Raw genomic sequence first — 16803 nt, 5'->3', positions numbered from 1 at the left:
ATACCCGCATTGCATTTTTCTATATCATTGATTTTAAGTTGCTGTAATTACAACTTATTATTTTTAAATTATGACCATAAAGGTTTTAACATATTTGTTTGTGTACGGTCTGGACCTACAGAGAAGATTGAGATACCTACGTTACATAACTCAGAAATACGTTCTAAGTAACGACGTGCGTTATCTGGTAATTCTTCTAATGATTGTACGCCTGTAATATCTTCAGACCAACCTGGTAATTCTTCGTAAATTGGTTTACAACGGTTCAACGCGTTTAAGTTTGCTGGGTATTCAGTGATTTCTTCACCATCTAACTCATACGCAACACAGATTTTAACTGTATCTAAACCAGTTAAAACGTCGATTGAGTTGATAGATAAGTCAGTAATACCACTTACACGACGTGAATGACGTAATACCACTGAGTCGAACCAGCCGACACGACGTGGACGTCCTGTAGTTGTACCATATTCACGACCCACTTCACGGATATGATGACCATCTTCATCGAATAATTCAGTAGGGAATGGACCATCACCTACACGTGACGTATACGCTTTACATACACCGATAACTTTAGATACTGATGTTGGTCCGATACCGCCGCCGACAGTAACGTTACCAGCAATTGGGTTACTTGATGTAACGAATGGGTATGTACCATGGTCGATGTCTAACATAACCCCTTGTGCACCTTCGAATAATACACGTTCATTAGCTACAAGTGCATCATCTAATAATTTAGGTGTGTCTGTTACATATTCTTTTAAGCGTTGACCAGCTGCATAGTATTCTTCGAAGATATCTTCGAAAGCTGGTGCTTCTTCATTAAACATACCTTTAAAGTATGCTGCTTTGTGTTCAAGATTTGCTTTTAATAAGCGTTCGAATGTTTCTTTGTCTAATAAATCCGCCATACGGATACCGATTCTTTGTGCTTTATCAACGTATGCTGGGCCGATACCTTTCTTAGTCGTACCGATTTTGTTATCACCACGAAGACGTTCTTCATACTCATCTTGTAATAAGTGGTAAGGCAAAATAACCTGTGCACGATTTGAAATGCGCAAATTATTTGTTGGAATGCCGCGTTCATTTAATGCGTCCAACTCTTTTAATAATGCAACCGGATCAACTACAACACCGTTACCGATAACAGATAGTTTATCTTGATAGAAAATGCCTGATGGCACTAAGTGTAATTTATAAGTTTCTCCGCCGAATTTGATTGTATGTCCTGCGTTATTTCCGCCTGAAAAACGTGCAATAACGTCCGCTTGTTCTGCTAAAAAGTCTGTGATTTTACCTTTACCTTCGTCTCCCCATTGTGTCCCAACAACTACGATTGATGACATAAGAGCACCTCCAAGTTATTCTCAATTAACCATTCAATATTCTATCAATTGTAAGCGTGTAATGCAAATAGAAAACGAACATTAAATATTACAGATTTTTGGCAGTTCAGTGAACACTCAAACTTTCACAAAAGTGATATAAACCCTTTAATACCAATGTTTTATACCGTTTATCACACTTTATATTATACATACTTATTGACAATATAACCCTTTTAAATCGACTTAAAACCGTACATTCAAACTTAACATTAGTTTATTGTACGTAAAAATATTTTTAAATTCGTTTCTATCTCGCCTTATTTTTTCTAATTTCCCATTAAAAAAAGACCAAAACGCGCGTTTGGTCTTTTTAAATTCATCTATAATTTCATTTTTAATTTTTACATCATATCTGCATGTGCATAATCAATGTCCGTGAATTTGTTGTACTGCTTCATGAAGTGCAATTTAACAGTTCCTGTCGGGCCGTTACGCTGCTTCGCAATAATGACTTCAATTTCACCATTATCATCATTTGTGACAGGTTCCATGCCGCCATCGTCATCTTCTTCACCGTCTTCACGATTATAGTAATCATCACGATATAAGAAAGCAACGATATCCGCATCTTGCTCGATAGAACCTGATTCACGGATGTCACTCATCATTGGGCGTTTATCTTGTCGTTGTTCAACACCACGAGATAACTGACTCAGTGCAATAACCGGACATTCTAATTCACGTGCAATCGCTTTTAACGTTCTTGAGATTTCAGATACTTCTTGTTGACGGTTATCAGACATACGAGAACCGCTTCCCATAATCAACTGTAAGTAGTCGATCACAATCATATCTAAACCATGCTCTTGCTTGAGTCGACGACACTTAGAACGTAAATCTGTAATTCTGATACCCGGTGTATCATCAATAAAGATTTTCGTTTTAGATAACTTACCGACTGCCACTGTGAAACGATTCCAGTCTTCATCTGTCATCGTCCCAGTACGTAAACGGTTCGAGTCTACATTTCCTGAACTACAAATCATACGTGTTGCTAATTGGTCTGCACCCATCTCTAGCGAGAAGATACCGACCGTATAATTACTTTCATGGGTCGCAACTTTTTGCGCAATATTCAATGCGAAGGCAGTCTTACCTACCGAAGGACGTGCAGCTAAAATAATTAAATCATTTCGGTTAAAGCCTGCAGTCATCTGGTCTAAATCACGATAGCCTGTCGGGATACCTGGCGTTTGACCACTATTTTGGTCTAACTCTTCAGCATTCTCATAGACTTGTCCTAAGACGTCTCTGATATCTTTAAACCCTTCAGATTCTCTCGTAGATGCGAGTTCTAAAATCTTACGCTCTGCATCACTTAAAATATCATCTAAATCAAGTTCTGAATCATAACCGTCTTTCGCGATTTGATCTGCGACACGAATCAAATTACGTTTCGCAGCTAATTTATAAACAATCTCGCGATAGTACTCAATATTTCTTGTCGTCGGCACATTGCTAGCGAGCTCCGCAAGATATTGCGGGCCGCCCGCTTCACTCAATGTCCCTTCAGATGTCAGCTGGTCCATTAAGGTTACGACATCTATTTCACTATTTTCCTCAAAGAGGTGCATCATCGCACGGAAGATGTGTTGGTGAGCGCCTCTATAAAAGGACTCAGGAAGTAAGACTCCCTGAGTTTCCCCCATGAGCTGTGGATCAATAATAATGGCACCTAAGACAGATTGCTCAGCTTCGTTGTTATGCGGCATCTGGTTTTGTTCATACATTCCATCCATTTTTTGATTACACCTCTAATTATTTCATTGCTTATTTTTGTTCAACAGTGTGAACACGGATTGTACCATCGACTTTTTTGTCTAATTTTACTGGTACATTTGTATAACCTAAGGCATGGATACCGTTAGGTAAGTCCATTTTACGTTTATCAATTTTGATATCGTGTTGTTTTTGTAAGGCTTGTGCAATTTGTTTTGTGCTGACAGAACCGAATAATTTGCCGCCTTCACCTGATTTAGCTGTGACTTCTACTTCGATGTCTTCAAGACGTTTTGCTAATGCTTTCGCATCTTCGATTTCTTGTTCTCTTTCTTCTTCGGCACGTTTGTTTTTAAGTTCTAATTGTTTCAAGTTACCTGGTGTTGCTTCTACTGCAACATTTTTCTTGAATAAGAAGTTTTGTGCGTAGCCTACAGGTACGTCTTTAACTTCGCCTTTCTTACCTTTACCTTTAACATCTTGTGTGAAAATTACTTTCATTGTCCTTCACTCCTACTAATTTGTTCATCTATTGCTTGTTGTAATTGTTCTACTGCTTCATCTACTGTTACACCTTTAATTTGCGTGGCAGCATTTGTTAAATGTCCACCGCCGCCTAAAGCTTCCATTGTCAGTTGGACGTTGATAGAGCCGAGTGAACGGGCTGAAATACCCACTAAGTCATCTTCTCGTCTAGCCACTACATAAGAGGCCTCTACACCATCTAAACTTAACAATTCGTCTGCAGCTTGTGCAACTGTAACAGGGTGATAGATTTTATCATTAGATCCGTGTGCCACCGCAATACCATTGCTTTGCAGTTTCACAGTACGGATAAGTTCTGAACGATTAATGTACGTATCAATATCATCTTTTAAGAAGTGCTGCGTCAAGATCGTATCTGCACCATGTGCTCTTAAGTAACTTGCCGCATCAAAGGTTCTTGAACCTGTACGTAATGTGAAGTTACGCGTATCGACAATAATACCTGCATACATAATCGTTGATTCTAATCTTGTCAGACGTTGTTCTGTCGGTTGGTATTCAAGGAGTTCCGTCACAAGCTCAGCTGTAGAGCTGGCATAAGGTTCCATATATACCAATAATGGATGAGAGATAAAGCTTTCACCACGACGGTGATGGTCGATCACGATTTTACGGTTTGCTTTATTTAAAATGTTCTCATCTAATACCATTTCTGGTTTATGTGTATCAACAACAACTAATGTCGTTTTCGATGTCATAATATCCCACGCATCATCTGATGTGATGAAACGTTCTTTTAATTCTGGTTTCTTATCAATTTCATCCATCACACGACGTAATGTCGGATCGATATCTTCTTCATTTAACACAACATAAGCATCTAAGTTATTCATCATCGCAAAGCGTGAAACACCGATAGCTGCACCGATTGCGTCTAAGTCAGGACGTTTATGTCCCATAATGATAACTTTGTCGCCTTCCATCAAGATATCTTTTAAAGCATGTGAGATAACACGCGCACGTACACGTGTACGTTTTTCCATCGGGTCAGTCTTACCGCCATAGAATCTTACATTACCATTGATATGTTTGATTGCGACTTGGTCACCACCACGGCCAAGGGCTAAGTCTAAACCTGATTGTGATAATTCCCCTAAGTCAATCAAGTTCTCTGAACCTTCACCGACACCAATACTTAATGTCAATTGTGCGCGGTAACCTACACTCTTTTCACGTAGGTTTCGCAACAAGTCGAAATTTGATTCTTCTAATTGGTCAAGAATACGACGGTTTAAATACGCTACGAATTGGTCTGAACTATAACGCTTGAAATAGATATCATACTCAGAAGCCCAACGACTGATGACACGTGTGACCATAGAGTTGATTTCAGAACGCTGTGTATCGTTCATATTTTGTGTGATTTCATCGTAGTTATCAAGGAATAAGGTTGCGATAACTGGTTTTGATTCTTCATATAATTCATACGTGTGTATTTCTTCGGTAATATCAAAGAAATATAAAACATGTTCATCTTCTGAATAACGCACACGATAATGATAATTGCCATCTGTAATTTCAATCTCTTGCGTCTTCTCTAATTGTTTCAGAATGTTCGGGTACACTTCATTTATCGGATCTGAGATAACATTACGATCCAATCGTTCAGACATGAAATGGTTCATCCATTCTACATCTTCATTCTCATCAAGAACAATGATGCCAATTGGCAAACTTTTAATCGCGATACTATTGCCAGCTGATATCTGTCCGCTTAAATCATCTACATATTGATCTAATCGTATGAATGCATTACGAAACGCAAATGCACTGATAATAATCATCACAAGTAAGACTGCAGTTGCGATACCAGCAATCAATTGGTTAAAGATAAACCAAACAACAACTAATGCGATTGCAGTTAATACCATAAGCAAGAAAGGAATAAACAGTGCTTTCTTCGTAGATTGACGATTCATTCTGTCACCTCAAATCATTTTTTAATAAATCGTTTTAAATTGAATGTAATATCTACAACACCCAGTAAGCCGATAATCGGTATCACAGGTGTCAGTAAAAATCCTATAACCATTAATAAAATGCCCACACCTACCGGCATACGTTTCGCTTTCGCAAAGTAAGCAATGAAACTTAAACCTTGGATGAACATAATGAATGATAAGATAACTTGCATATTTAAAACGATACTTTGGAACGTGCCAGGTTGCGTTGCGAACATGACACAAAGTAATACTATAAAGTAAATGTATGCGAGTACACGTTTAAACTGCCATGCATATAACGGTTTAAACACTGGGGTTGCTATTTTAAACTTACGTAAAATCGGAAACGATACAATCAAGTTAATGAGTATCATAATAAAAATAACGATAATCGTATAACTAGGTAATTGAACTGCTAATTGTCTAAAACCTTCTTCTAACACACTACGTGAAGAAGCATCTAGTCCACTCATTGCCATTGCTTGATACATTTGATCTTTAAATGGTTTCACAAGCACTTGTGAAAGCGGAAGTTTATCGAAGACTTGAAGCAGCATAAAGCCTGCCAAACTGATGATACTCATATATGTAGTTGCGATATAGAGTATACGTTCTTTCGATGTACGTTCTTTTAATAATTGCCCTACTATCAAACTCAAAATCAAAATGAAGATGATATAACTCAGTACACCCTCACTTCCGAACAGGACAGTTAAAATAACTGTAATCAGTGCGGCAATACCGAAAGACATAATAGACTTATGCCATAGAATAATACCAGGCACCGTTGCAATAAAAAATAAGATGAGTCCGGCAACCGGTATAACATAGGTGACTGCCACAATAATCAGCAATGCCAATGTTGCAAGTAGCGTCGCCTTCAGGTCTATTTTTGCAAACAAATTCGCCACTCCTATACTTTAGTAACTATAAGAATTATTTTAACATAGTTGGCAAGAATCACCTACTTGATATCACTAGCTTGCTACATGTTTTTAACAGCATAGATAAAGTTCAATTTCTTCAGTTGTATCTTATCAACTATACCCAATATTTTATAATGTTTCCCTTCAGAAAAGTGAGGTATATAATAAATAAAGCATTTATATTATAACAACTATGGAGGAGATTTTATGACAGCTGGAAGTATCGTTACATATTCTATTGTAGGTTTGTTATTAATTGCAGCGATGATCATTTTATTTATTGAAACGAAAAAACCTAAGCAAGTAAGAAATCAAAAAATGACGACCATCGCTTTATTACTCACTACCGCATCAACTCTAATCATCTTCATTTTTAGTTTGATTCAATCACTCTCTTAACTAAACAAGAAAGACTTGGACTCTATCCATTTGTTAAATTTTTATTAATTCCCGAAAACGCTATCGTAATATATTGCAAACCACGTTATAATGAGAGTGATAAAAAAAGATTTAAACGAAGAAGGAGTACCAGAAGTATGCAGAAAGTTTTCTTAGCTGGAAGCAGTCTTGCGCTGTTCTTCACAAGCATTTTATGTTTCGTATTGCATGCCTTAATTAAAATGAGCATTACAGGTCTCATCTTTTTAAACGCAGGAAATTTTCTGATTCCACTAGGTTGTGCATTTGTGACACTAAGTATTATGAGTGTCATCGCATTTCTATATGTTGATACCGCTGAGCAATCAGAAACACAAAACCAAGAGTGATAAAGTTAGACTGACGCTTGTCTGAAGTAAGACATCCATTCGTCTACAAACTCTTTAACAGCAACACTTTCAAACTATTCTATTTCAACTGATTATCCTTAGAGGGTAGTCGGTTTTTCTTTGTGTTTCAGGAAATAACAAGACGGGAAATATTAATTTTCCATATAAAAAGAGGACGCTATGTTGGTAAGGCATAGCGTCCATGTGGTAGGTAAATATATATATTGGAACGAGGTTGGATCATCTTAATTCGTTTTCCAACTACTCGATGATCCCATTTATTTTGTTGCAGGGCCGATTTTTTCTTTTCCGCCCATGAACGGTACCAATGCTTTAGGAATCGTAATTGATCCATCAGCGTTTTGGTAATTTTCAACAATTGCTGCAAACGTACGACCTACTGCTAAGCCGCTTCCGTTCAATGTATGAACTAATTCTGGTTTAGCATCTTTGTCGCGTTTGAAACGAATGTTAGCACGACGTGCTTGGAAATCTGTCATGTTAGAGCATGAGCTGATTTCTTTGTAGTCTTGATAACTTGGAAGCCAAACTTCTAAGTCATATGTTTTACTTGAACTGAAACCTAAGTCGCCAGTACAAAGAATGACACGACGATATGGTAATTCAAGTTCTTCTAAGATTGCTTCTGCGTCGCTTGTTAACTGTTCTAATGCATCCCAAGAATCTTCAGGTTTTTCAAAACGTACCAACTCAACTTTATCGAATTGGTGTAAACGGATTAAGCCACGTGTGTCACGTCCGGCAGAACCCGCTTCACTTCTGAAGCAAGCTGACTGTCCAGTGAACTTGCCTGGCAATTTATCTGCAGACAAGACTTCTTCGCGGTAGAAGTTAGTTAACGGTACTTCCGCAGTAGGAATCATGTAAAGTCCTTCTTTTTCAATCTTGAATAAGTCTTCCTCGAATTTTGGAAGTTGACCTGTGCCATACATAGAATTTGCATTCACAAGTTGTGGTACCATCATTTCAGTATAGCCGTGCTGTGTTGTATGTTTTGTTAACATGTAGTTCATTAATGCACGTTCTAACTGTGCACCTTCATTTGTTAAGAAGACGAAACGCGCACCAGATACACGTGCAGCACGTTCGAAATCTGCCATACCTAATTCTTCAACTAAATCCCAGTGTGCTTTCGCTTCAAAGTCGAATTCACGAGGCGTACCCCATTTTTTCACTTCAATGTTTTCTTCATCAGTTTCGCCTTCTGGCACATCATCATGCATGATATTAGGGATTGTAGATAATTTATAATGTAAGTCATCATCCACTTCGTTTAACTCAGTATCGATATCTTTGATTTTATCGCCAAGTTCTCTCATTTGTTTAATGACATCATCCGCATTTTCTTGATTGCGTTTTTTCTCAGCGATTTCACCGCTTACTCGGTTACGTTCAGCTTTCATTTCTTCTGCTTTACCGATTAACTCACGGCGTTTACCATCAAGTTCTAATACTTTGTCCACGATTTGTGGGTCCATTCCGCGTAATCTTACTTTCTCTTTCAAGCGATCCGTTTCGTTTCTAAACAATTTAATATCTAACATGTGTCAGTCATCCTTTCAAAATAAGTGTCGGGGTATTTAAATTCAAATTAATAATATAATTAGAGCAGCTGAAAAAAGAATAAAAAAATACCACGCCCCTACAAGGGACGTGGTATTACGTGTTGCCACCCTATTTAACAGTATGTATCAAATTAATTGATGCACACTGCACTCTCTCTAAAATAACGGTTAAACCGGTTGTTCTCTCAAATGCAGGTAGATTCGTCACGTAGTCTTAATTGCTTATTCACACCAACCATAAGCTCTCTGGAATTAATAACTAGGATTACTTATCCTGCGAACAATGTCTTATGAACTTAACTTCACTATAGCAAATAGTTATTTAAATTGCAACTCAAATATAAAATTTTTCTGAATTCAAGAAAAATTCATGTTATTTGCATTCTGCATCAGTATACGCTGCTTGCTGTAAATAACGCGATACTTGCATGATATCATGATGGAATTGACGGTCTTCTGTAATGGATGGCGTAATATTTCTTAACGTCTCATATTTCTCAAGTGAGCGTGGCGATAATTGATCAATACCTTTTAATTCTACCGCTTGCAGCGCAATAATTAATTCAATCGATAACACTCTACGCGCATTATCCACAATTTGATAGCCATGTCTTGAACCAATTGTACCCATAGAGACATGATCTTCTTGGTTCGCAGATGAAGGAATAGAATCCACACTCGCAGGATGCGCCAATGTTTTATTTTCTGATACTAAACTCGCTGCCGCATACTGCATAATCATCGCACCACTTTGTAAGCCTGGTTCAGGACTTAAGAAAGCAGGTAAACCACCATTCAATTGTGGATTTACTAAACGTTCTAAACGACGTTCTGCGATATTCGCAAGTTCACTTACCGCAATTTTCAAGAAGTCTAACGCATATGCAACAGGTTGACCATGGAAGTTGCCGCCTGAAATAACTAATGTTTCATCACCTTCATGGAAGATTAACGGATTATCATTCGCCGCATTCATTTCACGTTCTAATTGTTGTTTCACAAATTTCAATGTTTCAAAGCTTGCGCCATGAACTTGCGGAATACAACGTAACGTATACGCATCTTGAACTCTGATTTCACCTTGTGTCGTCGTTAACTGAGAATCCTCTAACCAATACAACATACGATCTGCGACTGCACTTTGTTCAGGGAAATTACGCGCATCATGTACTTCAGGACGATACGCATCCGTAATACCGTTTAACGCTTGATGTGTTAACGATGCAATCCATTCTGATTGATAAGCTAACGCTTCCGCTTCAATCCAGCTGATGACACCTTGTGCTGTCATAGCTTGTGTCCCGTTAATCAACGCCAAACCTTCTTTGGCAGATAACGCTAACGGTTCACGACCTAATTCATGTAAGACCTCAATACTCTCTTTTTCTTCTTGTTGATAAAAGACTTTGCCTTCTCCAATTAAAGCTAACGCAAGATGAGATAGAGGTGCTAAGTCACCTGAAGCGCCTAATGAACCTTGTTGTGGAATAATCGGAATAATACGTTCATTAATAAAATAAACTAATTGATCAACTAAATCAGTTGTGACACCTGAATGACCTTTCAACATTGTATTCAAACGTAAAATCATCATCACAAGTGCAACATCGTGAGAAAACGGATTACCTGTACCGCAAGCATGTGAACGAATCAAGTTCACTTGAAGTTGATTATATTGCTGCGGATCGATTAAGACATCACTAAATAAGCCGAAGCCTGTTGTAATTCCGTAAATCGTTTCTTTATTTTTAATAATATCTTCTACAATGGCACGACTTTGTTTAACGCGTTCCATCGCATCAGATGAGATTGTTACCTTATCTTGCTGGTGTAAAAATTTTTTTATATCTTCAATTGTGAGCGATGCTCCGTTTAATTCTAGTGTCAATTGAATTACCCCCTCAGAAAATAAATGTATACAATTATCCCAAGTATACGCTTACATTTTTAGAAGGACAATAGATTCTGCCAAAGCCGTAGCGTGTTAATACGTCACTAGTTTAGCACGCTAAATTTAAATAACAGTTTTCTATCCAGCCAGACAATATGAGTTAAACAAAGGTAATCTTCACCCGTTCATCCTTACGCTCACAAGACTTTACAAAACGTTCAATAAGTCTTCGCAAGGAAAGTGTTGACTTACCTAAACGATAGGTATAAGATGTTGTAATGCATTGAGAAACAATCAACATTACAGGTATGAAAGGCTCACTCCAATGACAGGGGTGTGCTTAAATTTTATAAATAATCAAATACATCGAAAACCTAAAGCTCCATTGTATGAAGCTTAAGTGTAAAATGAATGGGTTATGGAGGGATTATGGTGGAAATTTTAACAGATGTTACGATTCCAAAACGAAAAGATGAGACGCACAAAGGAGATTACGGCAGAATCTTATTAATTGGCGGAAACGCAAATTTAGGCGGCGCAATTATTATGGCTGCACGTGCATGTGTGTATAGCGGAAGCGGTTTGATTACAGTTGCAACACACCCGACAAATCATGCAGCTTTACATTCACGCTGTCCTGAAGCGATGGTCGTGGACATTAATGATACGAAGATGTTAACAAAACTTATTGAAACATCAGACAGTATTTTAATCGGCCCTGGACTTGGCCTAGACTTTAAAGGCAATAATGCGATGACATTCTTACTTCAAAATATCCAACCGCATCAGAACCTGATTATTGATGGTGATGCGATTACAATTATGAGTAAATTAAAAGTAGAAGTACCTAAGTGTCAAAATGTTGTGTTCACACCACACCAAATGGAATGGGAAAGATTAAGCGGCATTCCAATTGAGGAACAAACTTATGAACGTAACCGTGAAGCTGTAGATCAAATACACTCTGCAGTTGTCTTAAAACAACATGGCACAGAAATCTATTTAAAAGATAACACGTACAAATTAGAGATTGGTACACCAGCTATGGCTACTGGCGGTATGGGTGATACATTATCAGGTATTATCACAAGTTTTATCGGTCAGTTTGACGACTTTGATTATGCGGTTAAAACTGCGACTTATGTGCATAGTTATATTGGTGAACACTTATCTAAAGAAATGTACGTTGTTCCGCCATCAAACTTAATTGCGGAAATCCCATATGCGATGAAGCGTTTAGAAGAAAAAGAAAATTAAACTTAATCTATTAAGAGTAATAAAAAAGCTTTCTGCTTAACCTAGTGGTTTTGCAGAAAGCTTTTATTTTATCTATTCACTTAAATTATTCTTCTTCGTTATCTTCATCTTCTGAATCTGCGTTTTCAATATCTTCGTTCACGCGATCCATGAAGTCTTGTCTTAATTCAGTGCGTTCACCGTCTTCTTCTACAGTTTCATCTAATTCTTCTGTATGAATTGTACGGTCATCATCTTCTGATTCGACGACTTGTTCACTGATTGTTGGTGTTGGACCATTTTCACCTGGTTCAGTTTCATCTTCAGAAGTACCTTCTAATTCATCTTCTGGTTCTTCTTGAACTTTCGCAACCGTAGAAACAAATTGTTCATCACTCAAGCGGATTAATCTTACCCCTTGTGCTGAACGTCCGTTTTGTGAAATGTCACCGACATCGATACGGATAATCACACCATGGTTTGTGACAATCATTAAGTCCTCTTCGCCTGTTACTGTTGTGATGCAGACGATATCACCATTTTTCTCAGTAATCGTAGCTGTTTTGATACCTTTACCGCCACGGTTAGACACACGGTATTCTTCAAGTGGTGTACGTTTACCGTAACCATTTTCAGTGACTACTAATACTTCATCTTCACTATCGCCATTTGCGACTGCGAGTCCGATGACTTCATCACCTTCACGTAAAGTGATACCTTTTACGCCGGCAGCTGTTCGGCCAAGTGGACGTAAGAGTGATTCTTTGAAGCGGATAAGTGATGCACGTGATGTACCAAGTAAGACATCTTTTGAGCCATCTGTAAGACGTACTGCTACGAGTTCATCTTCATCTCTGAAGTTGATCGCAATCTTACCGTTTCTATTGATGTGTGAGAAGTTGCTTAGAGATGAACGTTTCACGATACCGTGTTTCGTTGCGAAGATTAAGAAGGCATCTTCTTTCTCTAAATCTTTCACCGCAATCATCGTACTGATGACTTCATCATTTTCAAGCTCAATTGCGTTGATAACTGGAATACCTTTAGACTGACGTGAGAGTTCCGGCACCTCGTACCCTTTAAGTTTGTAGACACGTCCTTGGTTCGTAAAGAACAATACATGGTCGTGGGTACTCAATGTGACAATTTGACTCACGAAGTCTTCTTCTAATGTATTCATACCTTGCACACCGCGACCGCCACGATTTTGTGCACGGTACGTAGAAACAGGTAAACGTTTGATGTAGTTATTATGACTTAATGTGATTACAATTTGTTCTTCTGGAATTAAGTCTTCATCTTCAATATGGTCTAAACCGCCAAGTTGAATTTCAGTACGACGTTCATCACCATATCGTTCTCTGACTTCGATTAATTCGTCACGAACAAGTTGTAATAATTTTTCTTCGTCAGCAAGAATCGCTCTTAATTCTTCAATGTACGCAATCAAGTCGTTATATTCAGATTCAATTTTATCTCTTTCTAAACCTGTTAAACGTCTTAAACGCATATCTAAGATAGCTTGTGCTTGACGCTCAGATAATTTGAAGCGTTCTTGTAAACGTTCCATTGCTACTTTATCTGTATCAGATTCACGGATTGTTGTGATGATTTCATCAATATGGTCTAACGCAATACGTAAACCTTCTAAGATATGTGCACGGTCTTCAGCTTTTTTCAAGTTGTATTCCGTACGTCTACGCACGACTACTTTTTGATGTTCTAAGTATTCGACTAATGCTTCTTTTAAATTAATTAATTTCGGTCTGCCATTGATTAAGGCAATCATGTTCACACCGAATGAAGTTTGAAGTGGTGTTTGTTTGTATAAGTTATTTAAAATAACACTCGCATTCGCATCTTTACGGACATCGATTACGACACGTACGCCAGTACGTAAACTTGTTTCATCACGTAAGTCTGTAATACCATCGATTTTCTTGTCACGTACTAATTCTGCGATTTTCTCAATCATACGCGCTTTGTTGACTTGGAACGGAATTTCAGTCACAACGATACGTTGACGACCGCCGCCGCGTTCTTCAATTTCAGCACGTGCACGCATTTGAATAGATCCACGTCCTGTTTCATAAGCACGACGGATACCGCTCTTACCTAAAATTAAACCAGCAGTCGGGAAGTCCGGTCCAGTGATGTCTTCCATCAATTCTGCGATTGTGATATCAGGATTATGACTTAAACTTAATACACCATTGATGACTTCTGTCATGTTGTGAGGTGGAATATTCGTCGCCATACCTACTGCAATCCCTGCAGCACCGTTCACTAAGAGGTTAGGGAAACGTGCCGGTAAGACTTCCGGCTCTCTTTCTGTACCATCATAGTTATCGATAAAGTTGATTGTATCTTTATTGATATCTCTTAATAATTCAGTCGCAAGTTTTGTCATACGTGCTTCTGTATAACGCATTGCTGCTGCACCATCGCCATCCATGGAACCGAAGTTACCTTGACCGTCTACAAGAGGATAACGATAGCTGAAATCCTGAGCCATACGTACCATGGCTTCATAGATAGATGAGTCACCGTGAGGGTGGTATTTACCCATTACGTCACCTACGATACGTGCGGATTTCTTATACGGTTTATCAGGCGTCATCCCTTGTTCGTTCAACCCGTACAAAATACGACGATGTACCGGTTTCAAACCATCTCTGACGTCTGGCAAAGCACGAGATACGATAACACTCATCGCATAGTCTAAGAACGATTCACGCATCTCGTTACTAATATTTCGTTCAATTATTCTTGATTCAGGATATTCAGCCATCAAGATTGCCTCCTTAAGTTATTAATTCCGTAGCTGTTTCGCTGATTCATAGCTTCCAAAATTAGAAATCCAAGTTCGCGTAAACCGCATTTTCTTCGATGAATTGACGACGGTTTTCTACAACATCGCCCATTAACATTTCGAAAGTTAAATCCGCTTCAATCGCATCTTCTAATGTCACTTGTAACATTGAACGATGTTCTGGATTCATTGTTGTTTCCCATAATTGATCTGCATCCATTTCACCTAAACCTTTATAACGGGCAATAGACCATTTCGGTGTCGGTTTCAATTCAGATTTCAATTTCTCTAATTCACGTTCGTTAAAGACATAGTATTTCTGTTTACCTTGTGTCAATTTGAATAAAGGCGGTTGTGCAATGTATACATAACCCGCTTCAATCAACGGACGCATGAAGCGATAGAAGAATGTCAATAACAGTGTTCTGATATGCGCACCATCCACATCGGCATCTGTCATGATAACGATTTTGTGATAACGTGCTTTCGAAATATCGAATTCTTCTCCGATACCGGTACCGAATGCAGTAATCATAGAACGGATTTCATTATTATTTAAGATTCTGTCTAAACGTGATTTTTCAACGTTCAAGATCTTACCACGTAGCGGTAAAATCGCTTGTGTTCTTGAATCACGACCAAGTTTTGTAGACCCCCCGGCAGAGTCACCTTCGACGATGAAGATTTCACTCTCTTCAGGGTTTTTACTTGAACAGTCAGCTAATTTACCTGGTAAGCTTGAAACTTCTAATGCTGATTTTCTACGAGTTACTTCACGTGCTTTTTTAGCTGCGATACGTGCACGAGAAGCCATCATACCTTTTTCGACAATAATACGAGCAACTTGTGGATGTTCTAACAAGAAACGCTCCATATCCTCTGTGAAGAGTCTGTCTACGATTTGACGAACTTCAGAGTTGCCGAGTTTTGTTTTTGTTTGTCCTTCGAATTGAGGGTTGCTGTGCTTAATTGAGACAACCGCTGTTAAACCTTCACGTGTATCTTCACCAGATAAACGCTCTTTATCATCTTTCATAATGCCTTGTTGAATACCATAACTGTTCAATACACGTGTTAACGCACGTTTAAAGCCGTCTTCATGTGTACCGCCTTCGTAAGTATGGATATTGTTCGCATAAGATAATAAGTTTGTTGAGAAACCGCTGTTGTATTGCAATGCAATTTCTACTTCCACGTCATCTTTACGGTCATGTAAGTAAACTGGCTCATCAAATAAAGGCTCTTTATTCTCATTGATCAACTCAACGTAAGATTTAATACCGCCTTCATAGTGATATGAGTCTTCTTTTACTTCTTCACCGCGTTCATCACGTAAAGTAAGCTGAATGCCTTTGTTTAAGAAAGCCAACTCACGAATACGTTTTTGAAGCAATTCATACTGATACGTTGTTGTTTCAGTAAAGATTTCAGGGTCAGCTTTAAAGCGGATTTCAGTTCCTGTATGTTCTGTTTCGCCAACCACTTTTAAATCATATTGAGGAACCCCGCGTTTATACGCTTGGTTATAAATTTTATTATTACGGTGTACAAACACTTCTAATGTTTCAGAAAGTGCGTTAACAACTGAAGATCCTACACCATGCAGACCGCCTGATACTTTGTATCCGCCACCGCCGAATTTACCGCCGGCATGCAATACAGTTAAGATAACCTCAACTGCTGGACGGCCCATTTTTTCTTGAATATCAACTGGAATACCACGGCCGTTATCTGTTACACGAATCCAGTTATCTTTCTCGATAATGACTTCGATTGTATCAGCATAGCCAGCCAATGCTTCGTCAATACTATTATCTACAATTTCCCATACAAGATGGTGCAGACCTCTTTCTGAAGTCGATCCGATATACATACCTGGACGTTTACGAACGGCTTCAAGTCCTTCTAATACCTGTATTTGTCCAGCACCATAATCTTCCGTGTTGTTCACATCTGACAATGCTTCCACCTTCACTTTCT

12 protein-coding genes are annotated in these 16803 nt (G+C 38.4%); 3 read left to right on the top strand and 9 right to left on the bottom strand.

Annotation, left to right across the window (positions count from 1 at the left end; all coding sequences use genetic code 11):
- Positions 1-68 precede the first annotated feature (68 nt).
- The 5 genes from HMPREF2603_RS12390 to HMPREF2603_RS12370 form a co-directional block, all read right to left on the bottom strand.
- Positions 69-1355 (bottom strand): adenylosuccinate synthase, encoded by a 1287-nt coding sequence (locus HMPREF2603_RS12390; RefSeq protein ID WP_002480281.1) that lies wholly within the window; start codon positions 1353-1355, stop codon positions 69-71.
- A 383-nt stretch (positions 1356-1738) separates the two neighbouring features.
- A complete protein-coding gene (gene dnaB, locus HMPREF2603_RS12385; protein WP_002480282.1) occupies positions 1739-3136 on the bottom strand; it encodes a replicative DNA helicase in 1398 nt (465 codons plus the stop codon).
- A gap of 31 nt (positions 3137-3167) precedes the next feature.
- The gene (rplI, locus tag HMPREF2603_RS12380) at positions 3168-3617 is read right to left on the bottom strand and encodes a 50S ribosomal protein L9 (protein WP_002480283.1); all 450 of its coding nucleotides are present in this window, start codon (positions 3615-3617) and stop codon (positions 3168-3170) included.
- On the bottom strand, positions 3614-5581 hold the full coding sequence (locus HMPREF2603_RS12375; RefSeq protein WP_060803766.1) for a DHH family phosphoesterase: 1968 nt from the start codon (positions 5579-5581) through the stop codon (positions 3614-3616). The genes rplI and HMPREF2603_RS12375 overlap by 4 nt, the downstream gene beginning before the upstream one ends.
- Positions 5582-5595: 14 nt before the next feature.
- On the bottom strand, positions 5596-6522 hold the full coding sequence (locus tag HMPREF2603_RS12370) for a DUF2232 domain-containing protein (protein WP_172954256.1): 927 nt from the start codon (positions 6520-6522) through the stop codon (positions 5596-5598).
- 216 nt (positions 6523-6738) lie between these two features.
- Here HMPREF2603_RS12370 and HMPREF2603_RS12365 point away from each other — a divergent pair, with 216 nt between their 5' ends.
- Entirely contained in the window at positions 6739-6930 is a 192-nt protein-coding gene (locus HMPREF2603_RS12365; protein ID WP_060803765.1) for a hypothetical protein, read from the top strand.
- 137 nt (positions 6931-7067) lie between these two features.
- Entirely contained in the window at positions 7068-7298 is a 231-nt protein-coding gene (locus tag HMPREF2603_RS12360) for a hypothetical protein (RefSeq protein ID WP_002480287.1), read from the top strand.
- Positions 7299-7576: 278 nt separating this feature from the next.
- Here the strand turns inward: HMPREF2603_RS12360 and serS are convergent, their stop codons facing one another.
- Complete coding sequence (serS, locus tag HMPREF2603_RS12355; RefSeq protein ID WP_002480288.1) at positions 7577-8863, bottom strand: serine--tRNA ligase; 1287 nt, start codon at positions 8861-8863, stop codon at positions 7577-7579.
- A gap of 394 nt (positions 8864-9257) precedes the next feature.
- Positions 9258-10772: a histidine ammonia-lyase gene (gene hutH / locus HMPREF2603_RS12350; protein WP_070468851.1), complete on the bottom strand. Its 1515-nt coding sequence runs from the start codon at positions 10770-10772 to the stop codon at positions 9258-9260.
- Positions 10773-11207: 435 nt separating this feature from the next.
- On the opposite strand from hutH, the gene HMPREF2603_RS12345 reads away from it, so the two are divergent.
- Positions 11208-12032 carry an NAD(P)H-hydrate dehydratase gene (locus HMPREF2603_RS12345; RefSeq protein WP_023014869.1) on the top strand — a complete coding sequence of 275 codons (825 nt, stop codon included), beginning with the start codon at positions 11208-11210 and terminating at the stop codon, positions 12030-12032.
- 85 nt (positions 12033-12117) lie between these two features.
- On the opposite strand, the gene gyrA is transcribed toward HMPREF2603_RS12345, so the two are convergent.
- Both gyrA and gyrB read right to left on the bottom strand, forming a co-directional pair.
- Positions 12118-14802, bottom strand: coding sequence for a DNA gyrase subunit A (gene gyrA, locus HMPREF2603_RS12340; RefSeq protein WP_057510711.1), 2685 nt, complete (start codon positions 14800-14802; stop codon positions 12118-12120).
- A gap of 61 nt (positions 14803-14863) precedes the next feature.
- A complete protein-coding gene (gyrB, locus tag HMPREF2603_RS12335; protein ID WP_031262353.1) occupies positions 14864-16792 on the bottom strand; it encodes a DNA topoisomerase (ATP-hydrolyzing) subunit B in 1929 nt (642 codons plus the stop codon).
- Between the last annotated feature and the right edge of the window lie 11 nt (positions 16793-16803).

The sequence above is a fragment of the Staphylococcus sp. HMSC055C03 genome, from assembly GCF_001809385.1.
GTDB classification, from domain to species: Bacteria; Bacillota; Bacilli; order Staphylococcales; family Staphylococcaceae; genus Staphylococcus; species Staphylococcus simulans.
Note: the sequence above shows the minus strand (reverse complement) of the source record. Positions and strands in the feature narration are given on the sequence as shown.

What these genes read in the sequence shown, in the direction of transcription:
- HMPREF2603_RS12365 (WP_060803765.1), top strand. Translation starts at nt 6,739, where the DNA reads ATGACAGCTGGAAGTATCGTTACATATTCTATTGTAGGTTTGTTATTA.
- serS (WP_002480288.1), bottom strand. Translation starts at nt 8,863, where the DNA reads ATGTTAGATATTAAATTGTTTAGAAACGAAACGGATCGCTTGAAAGAG.
- gyrA (WP_057510711.1), bottom strand. Translation starts at nt 14,802, where the DNA reads ATGGCTGAATATCCTGAATCAAGAATAATTGAACGAAATATTAGTAAC.
- HMPREF2603_RS12375 (WP_060803766.1), bottom strand. Translation starts at nt 5,581, where the DNA reads ATGAATCGTCAATCTACGAAGAAAGCACTGTTTATTCCTTTCTTGCTT.
- HMPREF2603_RS12360 (WP_002480287.1), top strand. Translation starts at nt 7,068, where the DNA reads ATGCAGAAAGTTTTCTTAGCTGGAAGCAGTCTTGCGCTGTTCTTCACA.
- rplI (WP_002480283.1), bottom strand. Translation starts at nt 3,617, where the DNA reads ATGAAAGTAATTTTCACACAAGATGTTAAAGGTAAAGGTAAGAAAGGC.
- HMPREF2603_RS12390 (WP_002480281.1), bottom strand. Translation starts at nt 1,355, where the DNA reads ATGTCATCAATCGTAGTTGTTGGGACACAATGGGGAGACGAAGGTAAA.
- dnaB (WP_002480282.1), bottom strand. Translation starts at nt 3,136, where the DNA reads ATGGATGGAATGTATGAACAAAACCAGATGCCGCATAACAACGAAGCT.